This window comes from Streptomyces sp. x-80, assembly GCF_046549095.1.
Taxonomy (GTDB): Bacteria; Actinomycetota; Actinomycetes; order Streptomycetales; family Streptomycetaceae; genus Streptomyces; species Streptomyces celluloflavus.
Map to the genome: position 1 here is coordinate 133,746 of NZ_JAJPWM010000007.1, position 20,968 is coordinate 154,713.

Below are 20,968 nucleotides of genomic sequence, written 5' to 3' on the forward strand. Positions count from 1 at the left end.
GCGGCCGAGCCGTCCGGGGGTTCCCCGGGCAAGCCCTGGCACCTTCCCCGGGCCCGCGATGCGGCATCATCTGGAGCCATGGGGATAGTCGCCGGGTTGGACAGTTCGTCCGAGAGCACACAGATCGTGGTCTGCGATGCGGACACGGGTGCCGTCATCAGACAGGGGTATGCGCCGCACCCCGTCGAGAAGGGGCCCGAGGTCGATCCGCAGGCGTGGCTGATGTCACTCGGCGAGGCCGCGGGCAACGGGCTGCTCGAAGGGGTGCAGGCGATCGGCGTCGCGGCCCAGCAGCACGGTGTGGTGCCGCTGGACGCCGAGGGCAACCTCGTCCGGCCCGCCCTGCTCGGCAATGACAAGCGGGCGCAGAGCGCGGCGGCCGACCTGATCGGCTCGCTGGGCGGGCGTACGGCGTGGGCGCAGGCCATCGGGGCGGTGCCGCAGGCGGCGCATCCGGTGACGAAGCTGCGCTGGCTGGCGCGTACCGAGCCGGCGAACGCGGCCCGGATCACGGAGGTCATGCAGCCGCAGGACTGGCTGGCCTGGCAGCTGCTGGGGCGGCCCGCGCGCCGTACGACGGACCGGGGCGGCGCCTCGGCGACCGGCTTCTGGTCGACGGCGACCGAGTCGTACCGGCCGGATCTGGTGGAGCTGGCGCTGGGGCACCAGGTGCGGCTGCCGGAGGTGCTGGGGCCGGCCGGGACCGCCGGGTTCACGCCGGAGGGGCTGCTGATCTCCGCCGGTACGGGCGACACGATGGCGGCCGCCTTCGGGCTGGGGGTCGGGGTGGGCGATGCCGTGGTGTCGCTGGGCGCGTCCGGTTCCGTGTTCGGCATCCACCACGAGGCGCTGGCCGATCCGAGCGGCACGATCACCTCGTTCGCGGACGCGACGGGGCGGCATCTGCCGGTGGTGCACACGAACAACGCGGTGCGGGTGCTGCGCGGCACCGCGGAGCTGCTCGGGACGGATCTGGCCGGCCTGTCCGAGCTGGCGCTGGCGTCGTCGCCCGGTGCGTACGGCATGGTGATGCTGCCGTATCTGGAGGGCGAGCGGACGCCTCATCTGCCGCACACCGCGGGGTCGTTGCACGGGCTGCGGCGGGAGAGCATGAAGCCGGAGCATCTGGCGCGGGCGGCCGTGGAGGGCATGCTGTGCGGGCTCGCGGACGCGCTGGATGTGCTGCGTGGGCGGGGTGTTGCGGTGCGGCGGGTCTTTCTGCTGGGCGCGGCCGCGGAGTTGGGCGCCGTACAGGCGGCGGCACCCGGGCTGTTCGGGGTGCCGGTCGTGGTGCCGCAGCCCGCGGAGTACACGGCGCTGGGTGCGGCGCGACAGGCGGCGTGGGCGCTGGGTGTGGCGCACGGCACGCTCGCCCCGGCCGCGGGGGCGGAGGCCGTCCGGCAGGCGGGCGGCACCCCGTGGGTGGATCCGCCGCAGTGGCCGGCCGCGGCCAGTCAGGTCTTCGAGCCGGGTGACGAGCTGCCGGTCGGACTGGCCGTTCGCCAGCAGTTCACGGCGGTCCGTGACGAGAGCCATCCGGGGGCTTTCCAGCAGTGGGAGGAGTGACGGCCCCGGGCGCGCGGGCACCCGCCCGGCCGGTCCGTACGGGTGGGCCCGTACCGGCCGGTCCGCGCCGGTCGCGCCGTACCGGCCGGTCCGCGGACGCCAGCCCGCTCCCGGTCAGTCCAGGTAGCCCCTGAGCTGGTCCGCGAAGGCGTGGTCGCGGAGCTTGCCGAGGGTCTTGGACTCGATCTGGCGGATGCGTTCGCGGGTGACGCCGAAGATGCGGCCGATCTCCTCAAGGGTGCGGGGGCGGCCGTCGGCGAGGCCGTAGCGGAGCTGGACGACCTTGCGTTCGCGTTCGCCGAGGGTGGACAGCACGGCGTCCAGATGCTCGCGGAGCAGCAGGAAGGCGGCGGATTCGACGGGTGAGGCGGCGTCGCCGTCCTCGATGAGGTCGCCGAGGGCCACATCGTCCTCCTCGCCGACGGGGGCGTGCAGCGAGACCGGTTCCTGGGCCAGCCGCAGCACCTCGCTGACGCGCTGCTCGGTGAGGTCGAGGTGGGCGGCGACCTCCTCGGGGGTCGGTTCGCTGCCCCGTTCCTGGAGCATCCGGCGCTGGACGCGGATCACGCGGTTGATCAGTTCGACGACGTGGACCGGGACGCGGATGGTCCTGGCCTGGTCGGCGAGGGCGCGGGACATGGCCTGGCGGATCCACCAGGTGGCGTAGGTGGAGAACTTGTAGCCGCGGGCGTAGTCGAACTTCTCGACGGCGCGGATCAGTCCGAGATTTCCCTCCTGGACGAGGTCGAGCATGGTCAGGCCGCGGCCGACGTAGCGCTTGGCGACGGAGACGACCAGGCGCAGATTGGCCTCGATGAGGCGGCGTTTGGCCATCCGGCCCAGGACCACCAAGGTGTCGAGATCCACGGCGAGTTGGGAGGCCAGGTCGGGGGTGCTGCGGAGCTTCTCCTCGGCGAACAGACCAGCCTCGACGCGGCGGGCCAGCTCGACCTCCTCGACGGCGGTGAGCAGCGGGATACGGCCGATCTCGCGGAGGTACTGGCGGAAGAGATCGGAGGACGGGCCGTTCGGCTCCGGGCGCGGCGGCTCCGGGGCGGTCTCCTCGGCGGGGTGCTCGGCGGCGGGCGCGGCGCCCTGCCGCACCACGGTGACCGGCTCCGCAGCGGCCGTTCGCGGGGCGGCCGGCGCGTCACCGGCCGGTGCGTCGGAGAGAGTCCGGATCTGCACGGGGGCGACCTCCAGGGTGATCTCTGCTGAGGCGGCGGAAAGGCCGGGAGCGACTGCGGCCGAGCCGCCGTCCGTCCCGTACGTCGAGAGCGGTTCCGCGGGGGATGCACGGTCCAGGCGACCGGACCCGCCGCGCTCCGAGGACTCAGGCACCGCTTCTCAGTGTGGGGCACGACACACGCCCGCCACGAGGGGCGTGCGGCCACTTTCTGAGTCCGTTCCGTGACCGGGCGGCTACGGCGGGGTGCCAAGAGCGGGCGGCGGGCGTCCGGTTACCGGCCCCGGGCCGGCCGTCGGAGGCGTGCGCGGCCCGCGCGGGGCTACAGCGCCGCGTACCCGCGTTCGCGCAGGGACTGGCCGTACTGCTGGAGCACCCAGAGTTCGTTCTGGACGGCGGTGAGGTGCTCGGGGTCGGCGCGCGGGCCGAGGCGCTGGAGGGCGCCGCGGATTTCCGTGACACGCTGATTGACGGCGGCGAGGCGGACGGCGACGAGCTGGACGCCCGCGTATGCCTCGTCCGGGTCGCGGCGGGTGTGCAGCGGCTCGACGGTCAGCTCGGTGACCATGGCGCGGACCGTGTCGTCGGGGGCGGCCTCGCGCACCCGGGAGACGTACGCGCTGTCGGCGGCGCCGGCCGTGGCGCCGCCCGCGTCCTCGATGCAGCGGCGGACCGTGGCGTAGGGCGGGGCGGTGAACTCGTCGGTGCCGTAGGCGTCGAAGGCCGGGGAGACCAGGTCGGGGCGCTGGAGGGCGAGCTTGAGCAGTTCGCGTTCGACGCGGTGGGCGGGGCTGCGGAGGTTGAGGGCCGGGCCGCGGGAGGTGGGCGCGGCGGGCTCGGCCTCGGCGCCGGGGGCCGGGCCGCGGCGCTGCGGACGGCCCTGGCCGGGCCCGCCGTCGCGGCCGCGCTCGCGGGCCCAGCGGGCGAGCTGGCCGACCCGGCGGACGACGAACTGGGTGTCCAGGATGCCGAGCATGCCGGCCAGTGCGACGGCCGATTCGTGCTGGATCGAGCTGTTCTTGATGTTCGCGACGATCGGCGCCGCCTCGTCGAGGGCGGCGGCCCGGCCGACGGTGGTGTCGAGGTTGTGCCGGGAGACGACATGGCGCAGCGCGAACTCGAAGAGCGGGGTGCGGGACTCGACCAGGTCGGCGACGGCCGCGTCGCCCTTGGCGAGCCGCAGATCGCACGGGTCCATACCGCCGGGGGTGATCGCGATGGAGGTCTCGGCGGCGAACTTCTGGTCGTCCTCGAAGGCGCGCAGGGCGGCCTTCTGGCCGGCGGCGTCGCCGTCGAAGGTGAAGACGACCTCGGAGCCGGAGTTGTCCATCAGGAGCCGGCGGAGGATCTTGATGTGGCCCTCGCCGAAGGCCGTGCCGCAGGTGGCGATGGCGGTGGTGACGCCGGCCAGGTGGCAGGCCATGACGTCGGTGTAGCCCTCGACGACCACGGCGCGGCTGGTCTTGGCGATCTCCTTCTTGGCGAGGTCGATGCCGTAGAGGACCTGGGACTTGCGGTAGATGGGGGTCTCGGGGGTGTTGAGGTACTTGGGGCCGTTGTCGTCGTCGCGGAGCTTGCGGGCGCCGAAGCCGACGACCTCGCCGGAGATATCGCGGATCGGCCACATCAGCCGGCCGCGGAAGCGGTCGATGGGGCCGCGGCGGCCGTCCTGGGAGAGGCCGGAGAGGATCAGTTCCCGGTCGCTGAAGCCGCGGCCGCGCAGGAAGCGGGTGAGGTGGTCCCAGCCGGCCGGGCTGTAGCCGACGCCGAAGTGCTGGGCGGCGCTCTGCTCGAAGCCGCGCTCGGCGAGGAACGTGCGGCCGATCGCGGCCTCGGGACCGTCCAGCTGCTCGGCGTAGAACTGCGCGGCGACCTTGTGGGCCTCCACCAGGCGGGTGCGCTCGCCCTGCTGGCGGCCGGGGGTGTAGCCGCCCTCTTCGTAGCGCAGCGTGATGCCGGCCTGGGAGGCGAGCCGCTCGATGGTCTCGGCGAAGGAGAGGTGGTCGATCTTCATGATGAAGTCGACGGTGTCGCCGCCCTCCTGGCAGCCGAAACAGTGGTACAGCCCCTTGGCGGTGCTGACGTGGAAGGACGGGGACTTCTCGTCGTGGAAGGGGCACAGGCCCTTGAGATTGCCGCCGCCGGCGTTACGGAGCTGGAGGTACTCGGACACGACGGCGTCGATCGGGACCGCGTCCCGCACCGCCTTCACATCGTCATCGTTGATCCTGCCTGCCACGCGTGAAGTCTACGGCCGGGGTCGGACAGTCCCCGCCGCGCGTCCGCCCACGTCTCCCCCGGCGCCGCCTCCTTGTCTCCGTGGACGCCTCCGCGGACGCCGCCGTGGACGCCGCCGTGCGCGCCGCCGGGACGCCGCCCGCCGAGGTCAGGCCATCAGCTCCAGGAAGCGGTCCAGGCCGATGTTGCCGCCGGAGATGATCACGCCGATCCGGGGCGGTACCGGGTCGACGCGGTGGGCCAGCAGGGCGGCCAGCGCGCTCGCGCCGCTGGGTTCGGCGACGATCTTCAGCCGCTCGAAGGCCGTCCGCATGGCGGCGCGGATCTCGTCGTCGCCGACCACGACGACCGAGTCGAGGAGCCGGCGGTTGATGGCGAAGGTCAGCTCGCCGGGGGCGTCCACGGCCTGGCCGTCGGCGATGGTGTGCGGGACGGGGATGGTGACGCGGTGGCCGGCCGCCAGCGACTGCCGGGTGTCGTCGCCCGCCGCCGGCTCCACGCCGATCATGCGGATGCCGGGGACCAGCGCGGTGGCGGCGATCGCCGAGCCCGCCATCAGCCCGCCGCCGCCGACGGGGGTCAGCAGCCCGTCGAGCGGCCCGGTCTCCTCGATCAGCTCCAGGGCCGCGGTGCCCTGCCCGGCGATGATGTGCGGATGGTCGTAGGGCGGGATCAGGGTCAGACCGCGCTCCTCGGCCAGCTGCCGGCTGAGGGCGGCGCGGTCGCCGGTGTACCGGTCGTAGGTGACGATCTCGGCGCCGTATCCGGCGGTGGCGTCGGTCTTGGACCGCGGGGAGTCCTCGGGCATCACGATGACGGCGCTGCTGCCCAGCTCCCGGGCGGCCAGCGCGACGGCCTGCGCGTGGTTGCCCGAGGAGTACGCGACGACCCCGCGGCGCAGCTGTCCGGCCGACAGCCGCGAAACGGCGTTGTAGGCGCCGCGGAACTTGAAGGCGCCGACGCGCTGGAAGTTCTCGCACTTGAGGAAGACCTCGGCGCCCACCAGCGCGTCGACGGTCCGGGAGCGCAGCACCGGCGTCCGGTGTGCCACCCCGGCCAGCCGCCGGGCGGCGTCCCGGACGTCATCGAGGGTGACGGCCGGGACGTCCGGGTCCGGTCCCGCGGGGCCGGTGGGGCGGGCAGGACCGGCGGGGCCGGTGGGGCGAGGGCTCATGGCCGCACGCTACGGGAGCAGCGACTCCAGCGGAACCTCCGGATCGGCCAGCGCCTCCGGGTCCAGCGGCAGCCCGGCGCGGATCAGCTGCTGGACCGGCTCGGCGACGTCCCAGACGTTGACGTTCATCCCGGCGAGCAGCCGGCCCTCGCTGAGCCAGAAGGCGATGAACTCCCGTTTGCCGACGTCACCGCGGCACACCACCTGGTCGTAGGAGCCGGGCGGTGCGTAGCCGGAGTACTCCATGCCGACGTCGTACTGGTCGGAGAAGAAGTACGGGATGCGGTCGTAGCCGATCTCCTGGCCGAGCATGGCGCGCGCGGCGGCCGGGCCGCCGTTGAGGGCGTTGGCCCAGTGCTCGACGCGCAGGCGGGTGTCGAGCAGCGGATGGTCCGCGGCGGCGACATCGCCGGCGGCGTAGATGTACGGGTCGGAGGTGCGCAGCGCGGCGTCGACGGCGATCCCGCCACCGGTTTCGGGGCCGGCCAGCGCCAGCCCGGCCTGTTCGGCGAGGGCGGTGCGGGGCGCGGCGCCGATCGCGGCGAGCACGTCGTGGGCGAGGTGCTCCTCACCGTCGTCGGTGCGCACGGCCAGCACCATGCCGTCCTGCCCGATGATCTCGGTGAAGCGGGCGCCGAAGTGGAAACGGACGCCGTGTTCACGGTGCAGGTCGGCGAAGAGACCGCCCAGTTCGGGGCCCAGGACGCCGTACAGCGGCGTCGGCGCGGCCTCCACGACGGTCACCTCGGCACCGTACGAGCGGGCCGCGGCGGCGACCTCCAGGCCGATCCAGCCGGCGCCCGCGATGACGAGGTGGCCGTTGTCGCGGCCGAGCGAGGCCAGCACGCCGCGCAGCCGCTCGGCGTGCGCGAGGCGGCGCAGGTGGTGGACGCCGGCCAGGCCGGTACCGGGGATGTCCAGTCGGCGCGGTTCGGCACCGGTGGCCAGCAGCAGCTTGTCGTAGGCGATCAGGGTGCCGTCGCCGAGGCGGACGGTCTTCGCCGCGGGGTCCAGGTGGACGGCGGGCTGGCCGAGATGCAGCTCGATCTGGGCCTGGGCGTACCAGGCGGGTTCGTGGACGAAGACGGTGTCGCGCTCCTCCTTGCCGAGCAGGTACCCCTTGGAGAGCGGCGGGCGCTCGTACGGGTGGTCGCGCTCGTCACAGATGAGGATCACCCTGCCGGTGAAGCCCTCGGAGCGGAGGGTCTCGGCGGCCTTTGCGCCGGCCAGGCCACCCCCGACGATGACGAACGTCCGGTGTGCGTCGACCACTTGCTTCCTCCTCGTTGCGGCGCCTGCGTCCGCGTCCGTGAACGTCCTCGGTCCCCCGGTTGTGCCCCGTGTCCCCCGCCCGCTGGTGTGCTCGTGGTCCCCCCGTTCGAAACGGTCGGGTCCGAGCGTCCCGCACGGAGCGGGAGGGGGGAAGGGGGCTTCCCCTCCAGGGTCACCCTGGGTTGTCCCGCGCGTTACCCGGGGGTCGGGTGAGGCGTGCGTGCAGGGAACGGGCCGAGGCGTCGGTGAGGGCCGCGATCTGATCGATGACGGCCCGCATCCGGGCGGTGTCGTCGGCGGCCGCGTCGAACAGCGAACGGAACTGCGGATCAAGGCCGTCGGGGGCGCGGGTGAGCAGCGCCTCGGCCAGTTCGGCGATCACGATCCGCTGGTCCGCCCGGAGCGCCTCCTGGTCCGGCCGCTGCATCACGTACCGGTCGGCGACGGCTTTCAGGACGGCGCATTCCAGCCGTGTTTCGTCCGGAACCACCAGCTCGGCGCCGTAGCGGGTGAGCCGTCCGGTCCCCCACGCGGCCCGGGTCGCGGTCTCGGCGGCCAGACAGAAACGGCCGATCAGCTGGCTGGTGGCGTCCTTGAGACGGGCCTGGGCGAGCGCCGAACCGTCGTAGCCGTGCGGCCACCACTCCTGGTCCAGGAGGCGGTCCAGCGCCGCGGCCAGCTCGTCGGGGTCCGCGCCGGGCGCGTAGGTCGCACCGGCGACGGCGAAGATCTCGGCCCGCTCGGCGTCGGCGAGCAGGCAGTTCGGGTCGAGGTGTCCGGCGTGCAGCCCGTCCTCGACGTCGTGCACCGAGTACGCCACGTCGTCGGACCAGTCCATGACCTGCGCCTCGAAGCTGCGCGCGGCGGCGGGCGCGCCCTGCCGCAGCCAGTGGAAGACCGGCAGGTCGTCCTCGTACACCCCGAATTTCGGGGAGGCGAGGTCGGTGGGGTGCCCGCCCCGGGGCCACGGGTACTTGGTGGCGGCGTCGAGGGCGGCGCGGGTGAGGTTGAGGCCGACGCTGACCGCCGCACCGTCCGGGGCGGGGCGGAACCGCTTGGGCTCCAGCCGGGCCAGCAGCCGCAGCGACTGGGCGTTGCCCTCGAAGCCGCCGCAGGCCGCGGCGACTTCGTTGAGCGCCTGCTCTCCGTTGTGTCCGAAGGGCGGGTGGCCGAGGTCGTGCGCGAGACAGGCGGTCTCGACGAGGTCCGGGTCGCAGCCGAGGGCGGCGCCGAGCTCGCGGCCGACCTGGGCGCACTCCAGCGAGTGGGTCAGGCGGGTACGCGGGCTGGCGTCCCAGGCATGGGTGAGCGTGCCCGGGGTGACGACCTGGGTCTTGCCGGCGAGGCGGCGCAGCGCGGCGGAGTGCAGCACCCGCGCACGGTCGCGCTGGAAGGCGGTACGTCCCGGCCGCTTGTCGGGCTCGGAGACCCAGCGCTCGGCGTCGGCGGCGGCGTATCCGGGGGTGGTGGGGGCGTAGCCGGGGGCGGCGCCGGGGAGCACGGAGGCGGGCGCGTCGGCGCCGCCGCCGGTGGCTCCCGCGTCCCGGCCGTTGGTCGGTGGTGTGCCCGTCATACCGCGACGGTAACCGCCCCGGCGGTTCGGGGCCGGATGGGGTACGCGCCGGGGGCAGCCGGCCGACCGGGGCGGGGCCGCGGTAACGGGGCGGCGGCGGCCACCAGGGGTGGCGTCCGGGGTGGGGGCGTACCGCCGCGCGGAACCGGCGGCGGCACGCCCCCACCACAGGGGGACCAGGGGCAGTGCCCCTCCCGGCAGGCTTTGCCCCGTCGCGCCGCCCAGCACGCACGCTCGCCGCGTCGGCCAAAAGCCCCGGCAGCTAGTGGGCGTCCACTTCCGCGAGGTACTTCGCGCGCGTCGCCTCGTCCAGGAAGGCGGCGCGGAAGGAGTTGCGGGCGAGGGTGCGCAGGGTCTCCTCGTCGAGGCCGAGGGCATCGCGTACGGCGGTGAAGTTGTCGTCCGCGTAGCCGCCGAAGTAGGCCGGATCGTCGGAGTTGACGGTGACCAGCAGTCCGGCGTCCAGCATCGCGGGCAGCGGATGGGCGGCGAGGTCGTCGATCACCCGGAGCCGGACGTTCGAGAGCGGGCAGAGCGTCAGCGGCACCTGGTCCGCCGCCAGGCGGGCCACCAGCCGCTCGTCCTCCATGGAGCGCACGCCGTGGTCGATCCGGTCCACGCCGAGGACGTCCAGGGCCTCCCACACATACGCCGGGGGCCCCTCCTCCCCCGCGTGCGCCACACACTTGAGCCCGGCCTCCCGCGCCAGCGCGTAGACCTCCTTGAACTTCGACGGCGGGTGCCCGACCTCCGCCGAGTCCAGGCCGACGGCCGTGATCCGGTCGAGGTACGGGCGGGCCGCCTCAAAGGTCGCCAGGGCCGATTCGGCGCTCTCGTCGCGCAGGAAACACATGATCAGGCGGGTGCTGATGCCGTAGGTCTCCTGGGCCCCGTCCAGCGCGCGGGCCAGCCCCCGGACGACCGTGCCGATCGGCACACCGCGCGCGGTGTGCGCCTGCGGGTCGAAGAAGATCTCGGCGTGCCGGACGCCCTGCGCCTCGGCGCGGGCGAGGTAGGCGTCCGCCAGGTCGGCGAAGTCGTCCTCCGTGCGCAGCACGGCCATCAGGGCGTAGTAGAGGTTCAGGAAGGACTGGAGGTCGGCGAAGGAGTAGGCCCGGCGCAGCTCGTCCTGGGTGGCGTACGGCAGCTTGACACCGTTGCGCTCGGCCAGCACGAACGCCAGTTCGGGCTCCAGAGTGCCCTCGATATGGAGATGCAGCTCCGCCTTGGGCAGCGGGGGCCCGGCAGCGCCGGCGGAGGAGGGAGCGGGGGTGGAAGGCACGCGGGTCACACCTGTTCTGCGGTACGGGTTCTTGCGGTACGGGTTCTTGTTCTCGCGGTACGGGTTCTTGCCGTGGTGGGGAGTCGTCGGCTTGCGGGGGGCGGTACGGGGTTCAGCCGGTCCGGGACCGGCCGGTGCGTCTTTGGTCCGTGCGGTGCGTCATTGATCCGTGCGGAAGTAGTCGTTCAGGTTAGCGGGGGTGCGGTCGGGGGCCGCGGCGGCACCGGGTCCGGCCGGGCGGCGGGCGCGCCGCTCCGCCGTGGCGCGCCGCCAGTCGCCGCCTTCGACAGGGGTGCCGGTGGCACGCAGCCGGGCGGCGAGCGGTTCGGCCGCCAGGTAGACCCAGGCTCGTACGGTCCTGCCGTCCGGACACCCGGCCTCGGTGGCCACCCGCTCGTAGACGCTCCCCGGGTCGCCGGGTGCGCAGCCCTCCAGCCGGTCCAGCGCCGCGCACACCTCGTCGTAGTCGGCGGCGCGCGGCAGGACCAGATCGCCGTACACCACGGCGTCGGCCGGCCCGGCGACGGCGTACGGGTATCCGGGACCGTCGTAGAGCGACGCACCGCCGATCCGCGCCGGTTCCTCGGTGCCGGTCCTGCCGCGCAGCGCCCAGCCGTAGTTGGCCTCGCCGGGGCGCAGCGTGCCGTAGACGAAGAACGGCAGGCGGACGGTGTCGGGCTCGGGACCGGGACCGGGACCGGCATCGGCATCGGCATCGGCATCGGCATGAGGCTCGGGCTCGGGCTCGGTGATCATGGGCGGAGGTTCCTCTCCCTTCCCTTCAGGGGCCGTTCCGGCTCGCGTTTCCGCGGGCGTCCCGGCTCGCGACCTTCCTTCCGTTCCGTAAAGCTCTGGTTAATGATGTTCTCTTCCCTCCGCAACCAGGCACCCGCCGTCGGGCGTCGCAGCCGACGAGATCGATCATGGATCCGGAGCGGACCGGGCACCGCTGGGGCACGGATCCGCCGGTACGGATGTATGGATGTACGGATGTGAGGAGCGCAGATGCCAGGGCTGGGACCGCGACCGGTGCCGGAGCCGGGGCGGGGATCCGACCGGCGGCTACGGCTGCCCCGGACCCGTCGGGGGTGGCGCCGTACGTACCAGGCCGTCGTGGTGCTGAGCGTGCTCGCCCTGGCGCCCGCGACGTGGTTGAACGCCTCGGCGGGGCCGCGCGTCCGTACGGTCGCGGATGTGCCCGCCGCGCCGGTCGCCGTCGTCTTCGGCGCGGGCCTGCGGGACGGCGAGCCGTCGCCGTATCTCGCCCACCGGCTGGACGCGGCCGCCGAACTGTACGAGCGCGGCACGGTGCGGGCCATCCTGGTCACCGGTGACAACAGCCGCCGCGACTACGACGAACCGGCCGCGATGCGCGGCTATCTGCTGCGCCACGGCATCCCGGCCGGGCGGATCGTCAGCGATCATGCGGGCTTCGACACCTGGGACTCGTGCAGCCGCGCACACCGCGTCTTCGGCGTGGACAAGGCGGTGCTGGTCAGCCAGGGCTTCCACATCCGGCGCGCACTGTCGCTGTGCGCGGCGGCCGGTATCGAGTCGTACGGGGTCGGGGTCGCCGCCCACCACGATGTGACCTGGGCGTACGGCGGCGTACGGGAGATCTTCGCGGCGGGCAAGGCGGCGACGGAAGCACTGCTGCGGCCCGATCCGCACTTCCTCGGACCGCGCGAGCAGGGGCTGACGGAGGCACTGCGCTAGCGCCTCCGCCGGCCGGACCCGCGCGCGTACGCGGGGCCTGGCGTACGCGGGGCCTGGCGTACGCGGGGCCCGGGGACCCCGGTGCGGCCCGCCACCCCACGGGTCCGGTGCCGCTCAGTCGTCGATGGCCTGGTAGGCGCCGGTCCAGAAATCGCGGAACAGGGCGGGTGGCATCGGGGCGGTCATCGCCCGTTGGGTCAGCAGAATCCCGATCAGTCCTTCTGCCGGGTCGATATAGACGGAGGTACCCGAGCCGCCGTTCCAGCCGAACCGTCCGGGTACGGCGGCGAGTTCGTTCCGCCCGGTGACGACGTTGACGCCGAACCCCCAGCCGCTGTTGCCGCCGAAGAACACGGCGTTCTCCGCCTTCTGCTCCTCGGTGAGCTGGTCGGTGGTCATCACCTCGACCGACGGCCTGGACAGGATGCGTTCCGCGCCGTACCGGCCCTTGTTCAGCAGCATCGTGCAGAAGGCCAGCAGATCATCGGCGGTCGAGACCAGTCCCCCGCCCGCGGACGGGAAGGCGGGCGGCCGTGCCCACCTGGTACGGCGGAGGTCGTCGACGCGCACGAGTTTTCCCGTCCCGGGGTCGGGCCGGTAGGCGGCGGGCAGCCGGTCCAGCTTGTCGGCGGGGAGATGGAACCCGGTGTCCGCCATACCGAGCGGCTCGAAGAGGCACTCCTTCAGGAGCTCCGCCAACGGCCGCCCGGTGGCGCGGGCCATGAGCACGCCCAGGACGTCGGAGCCGGTGTGGTACATCCACTTCTCCCCCGGCTGGTGGACCAGCGGCAGGTCGCCGAGGCGTGCCAGCCACTCATCGGGCCCGACCGGTACGGCCTCCGGGCCCGGGGTGAGCCCGGCCTCGTCCATGGCCCGCTGGATCGGGTACGTCCCGGGCGGCGCCAGCACCGCACCGAAACCCATCCGGAAGGTCAGCAGATCGCGCAAGGTGATCGGCCGGTGCGCCGGAACCGTGTCGTCAAGTGGCCCGTCGGGCCGCCGCAGGACCTTGCGGTCGGCCAGTTCGGGGAGCAGCTCGTCCACCGGGTCGTCCAGCCGCAGCCGGCACTCCTCCACCAGGATCATCGCCGCCGCGGCCGTGACCGGTTTGGAGACCGAGGCGATACGGAAGATCGCGTCGCCGCGCATCGGACCGCCGCCGCCCTCGGCCTCGGTCGTGCCGATCGCCTCCCTGTGCACCTCCCCGCGCCGGGCCACCAGGGCGACCAGGCCCGGCACTTCGCCCCGTGCGACATGCCCGGCCAGCACCTCGCGCAGCCGCCCGAGCCGCGCCTCCGACAGACCTGAAGCGTTCATCCCTACTCCTCCGCGCCAGGGCGCATGTTCCGTTGTTCCGTCCGCCGACGATAGATCGGGCGACGAGGAGGCCGTACGTCCGCGGTGGACCGCGTCGACGTGGCGCGCCCGAGTGCGCATCCGGTCTTCCGGCGGTCGGCGGTCGGCGGTCGGCGGTCGGCGGTCGGCGGTCGGCGGTCGGCGGTCGGCGGTCGGCGGTCGGGCGGATGGTCCGCGGGCGGCCCGCGGAGGGTCATCGCGCCTGGGACGCGCGGGAGTAGAGGTCCAGAGTCTCCGTTCCGAAGTACGGACTGTAGGAAATCCGGTCACTGCCCGGACCGGGCGGTCCGCCGCCGTTGAGGCCGCCGATGATGCCGATGACGCAGCCGGTCCTGGTCCGCTCGTCGAAGCGGGTCAGCCAGGGGCTCCCGGAGGTCCCGCCGTGGAACCCGCCGCATTCCATGCGCAGTTGACGGGTTCCGGGCAGCCGGGTGGTGCGGGTGTCGCAGCGTACGGCCCGGTCCTGCGGGTCGTTGCGGACGGTGGGATAGCCGATGACCGTGACCTGGTTGGTGTAACCGGGCGTGGGGCCGAGGACGTTGCCGCCGGTGACCGCCTCGATCAGGCGGCCGTCCTGGTCCGGCGCGACGGTGGCGAACGCGAAGTCCAGGTCGGCGGCGGCGCCGGTGGTACCGCGGCCAGGATGCGCGAAGGTCTCCCCGATCGCCCAGACCCCGTACGGCTGGGTGGCCGCCCCGGACGCGTACTGGGGGACGAAGGCGGCGTGCGACCCCGGATTGCAGTGCCCGGCGGTGAGGATCAGATTGTGGTGCGGGCTGTGGACGACGCTGGCCGTGCAGTGGTGCGCCCGTGTGTCCCGGCCGACGGAGAACAGTACGCCGACGGACGGAATGCCATCGAAGTGGCGGGCGGTGGAGGAGGGTTGGGGGTTTCCCGCGGGGCGGTCGGGGCGACGCGGGGGCGGGGCTGCGTCGGCCATCCGCCGGGCCGTCCAGTAGGCGGCGGCGTCGTCGGCGGTCCAAGGGGAGTCGGGGTGAGGGTCGGGGTGAGGGTCAGGGTCGGCGGCGGGGGTGAGCGTGGGGGCGGGTGCGGGTGTGGAAGCAGAGGCGTGGGTGGAGAGGGAGGCGGCGCGGGGCCGGTGGGGGTGGACGGTGGCCGCATCGGCGGCGCGGCTCACGGACGCGGCCATGAGGCACAGCGCCAGACCGAGCGCCACCGCGGCCGCTTGCCCCCTTCCCCGCCGCACGTCAGCTCGCCTCCTCGGCGATCCAGGCCAGGTATCCGGCATCGCCGCAGGTGATCGGGGTGGCGGCGATCTCGGGAGTCCCACCATCGTGCGCCGCGAGGAGGCGCGCCTCCAACGCCGCGTACGGTGCGGCCGCCGTTGTGCACAGCACCCGCCACTCCCCGGTGGCCTCGACAGCGTCCTCCCAGCGGAACACCGAGGTCAGCGGGGCACTGATCACACTGATCTGCGCACCGGCCGCGAGCCTGCCTTCGATCGCGTCGCGTGCCGGCCACTTGGCCTTCCACCCACTGCCGGTGGTCGTCATGACGGCCGGGAAGCGGGCCGGCCGCCCGGCCCGGTCGGGCGATTCGGGCACGCCACCCGCCGACGCGTACGAGCGGGGCGGCGCGAATGACGCCAATGACGGGAAGGACGCGGATGGCACGGCGGATACGAATGAGGCCGACGGGTCCGACGGGTCCGACGGGTCCGACGGGTCCGACGGGTCCGACGGGTCCGACGGGTCCGACGGGTCCGACGGGTCATTCTGGGCGGTGGGGTCGGCCACGGTTGCGCACCCTTCGCAGGAGGAGACGTACGGGAAAGGGCGGGAAAGGGCGGGAAAACGGCTGGGGTTGAGCCGACAGCCAGAAGCCGGCAGGGACACAAGGAGGAGCCGGGCAGGCGCGGGTGCGGGGTCGGGGTCGGGGTCGGGGGCGAAGTCGGGGGCGGGAGCGGGAGCGGGAGCGGAGTCAGGGTCGCGAACAGAAGCGGGAACGGGAACGGAAGCGGGACGGCGCACGGATCACCCGTGCCGCGGGGATCGCTCGCATCGTACGGACGGCGGCGATCACCCCGACCGCGACGAGGCCGACCCGTACGGGCATGCACCCGGACGGGCCGGTCACCGTCGAACAGCCCGGTTCACCCCCGGACGTCCCGGTTGCGCCCACCAGGGCACCGGCAAGGATGGAAAAGGGTCCCCGCCGCCGGTCCGCACCCGAAAGGCCCGTTCATGGACAACCTGAACACCCTCGCCCGCCAGCAGATCGACGACGCCAGGGCCTCCGCACACGGGCGCAGCGCACACCTCTTCCTGCATGACGGTCCACTGCGGCAGACCGTTATCGCGCTGACCACGGGTTCCTCGCTGGACGAGCACAACGCGCCCCCGGCCGCGAGCCTCCAGGTCCTGTACGGCCGGGTCCGGCTGACCGCACCCAGCGGCAACCACGAGCTGTTCGCCGGCCAGATCACCGCGATCCCGCACGAGCGGCACGCACTGCACGCCGTCGAAGACTCTGCGGTACTGCTGACGGCGGTCACGAAGGTGCCGGACCGGGCGCAGGACTCAGAGATCACCACAGCCACCCGCGGCTGAGCACGCACCTTCCGTCCACTCCCGTCCACCACTCGCACGGCCCAGCCCAGCAAAGCCTTCACATTTTTCTGAATGTTCCGTACTCTCGAAGATATGACCAGTCCGAATCCGAAGACGCGGCTGAAGGTGCACCTGACCGAGGAGAAGGAAACCCTTCTCGCCACGCTCTACGGCCGGGCGGTGGACAGCCGCTCCAAGAACCCGATACTCGACGACCCCATGGCCGTCGACGCCGTCCGTCGGCTCGACTACGACTTCGGGAAGATACGGCTGGGCGCCGGCAAGTCGGCCGCGGTCGCCCTGCGCGCACGGCAGTTGGACGTCTGGACGGCGCGCTTCCTCGCTGCGCACGAATACGCCACGGTGGTGCATCTGGGCTGCGGCCTCGACACCCGCGTCTACCGCCTGGCCCCGGGCCCGGGGGTGCGGTGGTACGACGTCGACTACCCGGAGGTCATAGCGCTGCGCCGGGAGCTGTATCCGGAGCGCGCGGGGTACACGACCATCCCGTCGTCCGTCACCGACCCCGCGTGGACGGCGCGGCTGCCGTCGGACCGGCCGACGATCATCGTGGCCGAGGGGCTGCTGATGTATCTGACCGAGGAGGACGGCACGGCGCTGCTACGGCGGCTGATGGCCCATGTACCGAGCGGAGAGCTCGCCTTCGACGCGCTCGGTCCGCAAGCCATCCGGACACTGCGGCACGACCGCGTCATCGTGAAGACCGGCGCGACGCTGCACTGGGGCACGGGCACGGCGGGGGTGGCGCGGCTGAGCCCCGGGCTGGAGATCGTCGAGAACATCAGCGCCCTGGAGATACCGGGGTGGGAGAAGCTGCCGACGGCCTACCGGCTGACCGCCCGGGTGGCAGCGCTGATACCCGCGATGAGGGACCTGGCACGGATGTATCGCTGCCGCTTTCGCGAGGTGACGGAGACCCCGGGGAATCTGGGGAATCTGGGGAATCGGGAGCAATAGGGGCGCCACGGTGGCGGGTTGGCGGGGAAGCGCGGGAGTAGCGGGGTAGCGGGAGAAGGGGGCGGAACAGGACGGAGCCAGAACCGGACCGGGAGGCCGGACCGGGAGGCCGGACCGGGCTCAGGTCGCGATCCACTGGTCGAAGCCCAGCTTGCACAGCAGCGCGACGACCACGACCACCAGCACGCCCCGTACGAACCCGGCGCCGCGCTTGAGTGCCATCCGGGCTCCCACCAGGCTGCCCACGAGGTTGAACACGGCCAGCAGTGCGCCGAGTTGCCAGAGCACCGTGCCCTGGATTCCGAACATCACCAGGGCCCCGGCGTTGGTACACGTATTGACGACCTTGGCGGTGGCGGAGGAGGTGACCAGGTCCATGTGCAGGACGGCGGTGAGCGCGATCACGAGGAAGGCGCCGGTCCCCGGCCCGATCAGACCGTCGTAGAAGCCGATGCCCAGGCCGGCGATGAGGATCGCCGCCAGCACCCGCTGCCGGGAGACCGGGCCCGAGAGGGCGGGCGCGGTCCCGAAGGAGGGGCGGAAGAGGATGAAGGCGAGCACCGCGAGGAGTACGGCCATGATCAGCGGGCGCAGCACCTCGCTGTTGATCCCGGCCGCGAAGAACGCCCCGGCCAGCGATCCGCCGAGCGCGGCCAGACCGATGCGCAGCCCGTTCCGTACATCGATCGGAGCCTTGCGGACATAGGTGACGGCGGCCGCGGCGGTGCCGACGATGGCGGTCGATTTGTTGGTACCGAGGATGTACGCGGCGGGCGTGTGCGGGAGTCCGACCAGCAGCGCGGGAAGCAGCAGCAGTCCGCCGCCACCCACGACGGCATCGATCCAGCCCGCCGCGAGGGCGGCCATGCAGAGCAAGGCGAGAGTGATCAGGGATATGTCAGGAGGCACCGGGTGATCTTACGAAGGGCGGGTCCTCGGGCATCCGGGACCGGCGGTTCTCGTCGGCCCAGCACTTGGCGGCCGATGACTGCGGCACGACGAGCCGAGCGCCCCACCGCGCCGCTCCGTCTCCCGTCGCGCTGCTCCGTCCCGCCCTGCTGCCCACCCCCGTACGGGTTCGCCCGCACGCCGGCCGAGAACCGCCACGCGACCGGGATCGCGGGGATCACGCTGTCGGCGGAGGGGCCGTACGGACCGACATCCGGTACGGGGCCCCCGTAGGTGTTCGCCCACCATGGGCGGTACGGCTCCGCGCATAAGCGGTGCCACACGGCCTGGCCGTGGCCGCCATGGTGCTGGGCATTACGGCTCCGCGCGCAAGCGGTGCCACAAAGGGGAGTTGGCTCGTGCACAGCACGAACAACGGGGGCGGGGCTGCCCTCGTCATAGCCGTGGTGGTCGTCGGTCCGGTCGTACGACAGCAGCTGCGCACCCGCCCGGTGCGGCGCATCGGCTCGCTGATCGTCCCGGCCCTCCTCGGCGCCCTGGGTGTCTTGGGGATCTCGTTCGGCATCGCCTCGGTCCTCAAGTACCACGCGCTGACCACGCTGCCCGTGATCCTCCTGGTGGTGAGCCTGGCCGTCGCGGCGGGCTTCGGCGTGGCCAGGGCACGGACCGTACGGATGTGGCGCGGCCCCCAGGACCAGGTGCTGCGCAAGGGGACAGCGGCCACCACCGGGCTCTGGCTGGTTTCGGTGGGGGTGCACATCGGGCTGAGTCTGTGGATCGACCACGCGGCCGGGGCCGGGCTACTGGGCACCGCGTCGCTGTACGCCTGCCTGGCGATCGGCCTGGGGACGCAGAACCTCCTGCTGCGCGGACGGGCCGCCGGGCTGCCCCGGAGTGCCGCCCCTGCACCGCAGGCCGGTGAATGACGGCGGGACTCCCCCGGCAACCCGCCTCGCGGGTCGCACGGACCTCAGGCCCCGTCCCCCCCGTCCCCTCACTCGCCTCTTCCCCTTCGCTCCCGTCCTCCCCTCAGGTACCGAGCCGAACCCTGAGAGCTCCCTGCCTCACATGCCCGGGGCAAGTCCGGGCCGAATCAGGCGCAGACGGCCCGAAGCCTGGGCATCCTCTCCTCAGCCCCACCCCAGCCCCTCCGTCAACCACTCGCCCATCCACCCGATCACCCGCCCCTCCCCTCTCCCTCCCCGCCCGCCCCTCCCGCCAAGGAGCACCAGACAAGGAGCACGAGATGAACCCACTGAATCTGCGTGACGACGCCCGCGCCATGTCCGACGACCTCGTACGGCTGCGCCGCTCGCTGCACCGCATTCCCGAGGTCGGGCTGGATCTGCCCCGTACCCAGGAGGCGGTGCTGGCCGAGTTGGACGGTCTGCCGCTCGAAGTGCGGACCGGCGAGGGACTCAGCTCGGTGACGGCGGTACTGCGCGGTGGGCAGCCGGGTCCGACCGTGCTGCTGCGCGGCGACATGGACGCGCTGCCGGTCGCCGAGCGGACCGGTCTGGACTTCGCGGCCGACACCGACCGGATGCACGCCTGCGGCCACGATCTGCACACCACGATGCTCACCGGCGCCGCCAGACTGCTCGCCGCGCACCGCGAACGGCTCGCGGGCGATGTGCTGTTCATGTTCCAGCCCGGCGAGGAAGGCTTCGACGGCGCGCGGCACATGCTGGCCGAAGGGCTGCTGGACGCGACAGGACGGCGGCCGGACGCGGCGTACGCGATCCATGTGATGTCCGCGGGGCTGCCCAGCGGTGTCTTCGGCACCCGTGGCGGGCCGGCGCTGGCCGCCGCGAATGTGCTGCGGGTGACCGTACGCGGCGAGGGCGGACACGGTTCGATGCCGCATCGCGCCAAGGACCCGGTGCAAGCCGCCTGCGCGATGGTCAGCGCCCTCCAGGCGTGGATCACCCGTACCTTCGACATCTTCGACCCAGTGGTCCTCACGGTGGGCACCTTCCACGCCGGCACCCAGCAGAACATCATTCCCGAGACCGCGGTCTTCGAGGCATCGGTACGCAGCTTCTCACCGCAGGCACAGGCCCTGGTCAAGGACGGCACGGTGGAGGTCTGCCGCGGTATCGCGACGGCGTTCGGGGTGAGCGTGGACGCGGACTTCGCCGAGCTGTACCCGGTGACCGTCAACGACCATACCGAAGCGGCCTTCGCGGCCGATGTCGTACGCGACGCGCTCGGCGAGGAACGCTACGGGGCGCTGCCGCAGCCGCTGCCCGGCTCGGAGGACTTCTCCCGCGTACTGGACGAGATCCCCGGCGCGATGCTCACCCTCGGGGCCCCGCCCGCCGGTGCCGACCCCGGGCGCAGCCCCAACAACCATTCACCACTGGCCGAGTTCGACGACGCGGTGCTGGCAGACGGGGCCGCGGTGTACGCGGAGCTGGCGGCCCGACGGCTGACGGGAACGGCGACAACGACGGGGGCGGAGGCTGGGGCTGGGGCCGCGTAGACGTCCGGCGTAAGGGTGGGGGTGGGCGTGGACGTGGACGTAGGGGCTGCGCGTGCGTCCGGGCGGTTGCCGGGCGACATCGGCCGGCAACCGCTCGGGTACGGCGGCGTATACGCCCTGCCCTTGCCTGGCCGCGCTGACATCCCGCGGGCTCCGCCGACTGTCCGCGGGCCCTGCCGACTGCGTGGCTGCGTGCCGGTCCGCCGCCGGATCACCGGTCGAGGAGGAGGGCGAGCGGCGGCTTGACGGGGAACTCGTCGCCCCAGGCGGGAGGCTGCCCGTCAGCCAGGCGGGCCGTGCGAAGCGGAAGCGGGCGAGGAGCGCGTCCGGGCCCACGGCCATCCGGGCTCGCGCGAGGCGCGAACCGATGGCAGTGGTGCGGTCCCCGGCCGGACAGTGGCTGGTGTCGACGGGGTGGCCGGGATGGTCGGGGCCGACTGTGTGGTGGAGACGGTGGGGACAGCGAAGGAGGAGATGGAGGAGGTAGAGGAGGTAGAGGAGGTGGAGGAGGTGGAGCGTGCTGGTGGCGAGGGCCTGGTTGCTGTCGATGCGGCCTAGGACGGAGAAGGCGCCGGCCGTACGAAACGGCACCCTCGCGGTACGGGAGCGAGAACCGGTCGCTGAACACCCCCACCACTTACTGATCTTGTTCAGCAGCCCGTC

Annotated in this window: 18 protein-coding genes; 7 read left to right on the plus strand and 11 right to left on the minus strand. The window is 73.0% G+C overall.

Annotation, left to right across the window (positions count from 1 at the left end):
* Nucleotides 1-78: 78 nt before the first annotated feature.
* A complete protein-coding gene (locus tag ACLJWH_RS15885) occupies nt 79-1,566 on the plus strand; it encodes an FGGY family carbohydrate kinase (RefSeq protein ID WP_411142355.1) in 1,488 nt (495 codons plus the stop codon).
* A gap of 114 nt (nt 1,567-1,680) precedes the next feature.
* On the opposite strand, the gene ACLJWH_RS15890 is transcribed toward ACLJWH_RS15885, so the two are convergent.
* The 7 genes from ACLJWH_RS15890 to ACLJWH_RS15920 all read right to left on the minus strand — a co-directional run bounded on the left by ACLJWH_RS15890 (nt 1,681) and on the right by ACLJWH_RS15920 (nt 11,047).
* Entirely contained in the window at nt 1,681-2,907 is a 1,227-nt protein-coding gene (locus ACLJWH_RS15890) for an RNA polymerase sigma factor (protein ID WP_411142356.1), read from the minus strand.
* 167 nt (nt 2,908-3,074) lie between these two features.
* Nucleotides 3,075-4,991, minus strand: a complete 1,917-nt coding sequence (gene dnaG / locus ACLJWH_RS15895) for a DNA primase (protein WP_411142357.1) — start codon at nt 4,989-4,991, stop codon at nt 3,075-3,077.
* Nucleotides 4,992-5,138: 147 nt separating this feature from the next.
* Nucleotides 5,139-6,164 (minus strand): threo-3-hydroxy-L-aspartate ammonia-lyase, encoded by a 1,026-nt coding sequence (locus ACLJWH_RS15900; protein ID WP_411142358.1) that lies wholly within the window; start codon nt 6,162-6,164, stop codon nt 5,139-5,141.
* Between the two features lie 9 nt (nt 6,165-6,173).
* On the minus strand, nt 6,174-7,436 hold the full coding sequence (locus ACLJWH_RS15905) for an NAD(P)/FAD-dependent oxidoreductase (RefSeq protein WP_411142359.1): 1,263 nt from the start codon (nt 7,434-7,436) through the stop codon (nt 6,174-6,176).
* 172 nt (nt 7,437-7,608) lie between these two features.
* Nucleotides 7,609-9,009 (minus strand): deoxyguanosinetriphosphate triphosphohydrolase, encoded by a 1,401-nt coding sequence (locus ACLJWH_RS15910; protein ID WP_411142360.1) that lies wholly within the window; start codon nt 9,007-9,009, stop codon nt 7,609-7,611.
* A gap of 262 nt (nt 9,010-9,271) precedes the next feature.
* Nucleotides 9,272-10,291 (minus strand): adenosine deaminase, encoded by a 1,020-nt coding sequence (locus ACLJWH_RS15915; protein WP_411142361.1) that lies wholly within the window; start codon nt 10,289-10,291, stop codon nt 9,272-9,274.
* A gap of 159 nt (nt 10,292-10,450) precedes the next feature.
* Nucleotides 10,451-11,047 carry a gamma-glutamylcyclotransferase family protein gene (locus ACLJWH_RS15920; RefSeq protein WP_411142362.1) on the minus strand — a complete coding sequence of 199 codons (597 nt, stop codon included), beginning with the start codon at nt 11,045-11,047 and terminating at the stop codon, nt 10,451-10,453.
* A 249-nt stretch (nt 11,048-11,296) separates the two neighbouring features.
* On the opposite strand from ACLJWH_RS15920, the gene ACLJWH_RS15925 reads away from it, so the two are divergent.
* Nucleotides 11,297-12,007, plus strand: coding sequence for a vancomycin high temperature exclusion protein (locus tag ACLJWH_RS15925; RefSeq protein WP_411142363.1), 711 nt, complete (start codon nt 11,297-11,299; stop codon nt 12,005-12,007).
* 114 nt (nt 12,008-12,121) lie between these two features.
* Here ACLJWH_RS15925 and ACLJWH_RS15930 read toward each other — a convergent pair whose 3' ends face one another.
* From ACLJWH_RS15930 to cutA, 3 genes are all read right to left on the minus strand, one after another.
* Nucleotides 12,122-13,324: a serine hydrolase domain-containing protein gene (locus ACLJWH_RS15930; RefSeq protein WP_411142364.1), complete on the minus strand. Its 1,203-nt coding sequence runs from the start codon at nt 13,322-13,324 to the stop codon at nt 12,122-12,124.
* A 232-nt stretch (nt 13,325-13,556) separates the two neighbouring features.
* Nucleotides 13,557-14,513 (minus strand): trypsin-like serine peptidase, encoded by a 957-nt coding sequence (locus tag ACLJWH_RS15935; RefSeq protein WP_411142365.1) that lies wholly within the window; start codon nt 14,511-14,513, stop codon nt 13,557-13,559.
* A gap of 58 nt (nt 14,514-14,571) precedes the next feature.
* Nucleotides 14,572-14,928 carry a divalent cation tolerance protein CutA gene (gene cutA, locus ACLJWH_RS15940; RefSeq protein ID WP_411142366.1) on the minus strand — a complete coding sequence of 119 codons (357 nt, stop codon included), beginning with the start codon at nt 14,926-14,928 and terminating at the stop codon, nt 14,572-14,574.
* Nucleotides 14,929-15,567: 639 nt separating this feature from the next.
* Between cutA and ACLJWH_RS15945 the strand changes: the two genes are divergently transcribed.
* Nucleotides 15,568-15,933, plus strand: a complete 366-nt coding sequence (locus ACLJWH_RS15945) for a cupin (protein WP_411142367.1) — start codon at nt 15,568-15,570, stop codon at nt 15,931-15,933.
* A 93-nt stretch (nt 15,934-16,026) separates the two neighbouring features.
* On the plus strand, nt 16,027-16,911 hold the full coding sequence (locus ACLJWH_RS15950) for a class I SAM-dependent methyltransferase (protein ID WP_411142368.1): 885 nt from the start codon (nt 16,027-16,029) through the stop codon (nt 16,909-16,911).
* Nucleotides 16,912-17,031: 120 nt separating this feature from the next.
* On the opposite strand, the gene ACLJWH_RS15955 is transcribed toward ACLJWH_RS15950, so the two are convergent.
* Nucleotides 17,032-17,820, minus strand: coding sequence for a sulfite exporter TauE/SafE family protein (locus ACLJWH_RS15955; RefSeq protein ID WP_411142369.1), 789 nt, complete (start codon nt 17,818-17,820; stop codon nt 17,032-17,034).
* Between the two features lie 398 nt (nt 17,821-18,218).
* Here ACLJWH_RS15955 and ACLJWH_RS15960 point away from each other — a divergent pair, with 398 nt between their 5' ends.
* The 3 genes from ACLJWH_RS15960 to ACLJWH_RS15970 all read left to right on the plus strand — a co-directional run bounded on the left by ACLJWH_RS15960 (nt 18,219) and on the right by ACLJWH_RS15970 (nt 20,863).
* On the plus strand, nt 18,219-18,746 hold the full coding sequence (locus ACLJWH_RS15960; protein ID WP_411142370.1) for a hypothetical protein: 528 nt from the start codon (nt 18,219-18,221) through the stop codon (nt 18,744-18,746).
* A gap of 329 nt (nt 18,747-19,075) precedes the next feature.
* Nucleotides 19,076-20,305, plus strand: a complete 1,230-nt coding sequence (locus ACLJWH_RS15965) for a M20 metallopeptidase family protein (protein ID WP_411142595.1) — start codon at nt 19,076-19,078, stop codon at nt 20,303-20,305.
* Nucleotides 20,306-20,701: 396 nt separating this feature from the next.
* Nucleotides 20,702-20,863: a hypothetical protein gene (locus ACLJWH_RS15970; RefSeq protein ID WP_411142371.1), complete on the plus strand. Its 162-nt coding sequence runs from the start codon at nt 20,702-20,704 to the stop codon at nt 20,861-20,863.
* The last annotated feature ends 105 nt before the right edge of the window (nt 20,864-20,968 follow it).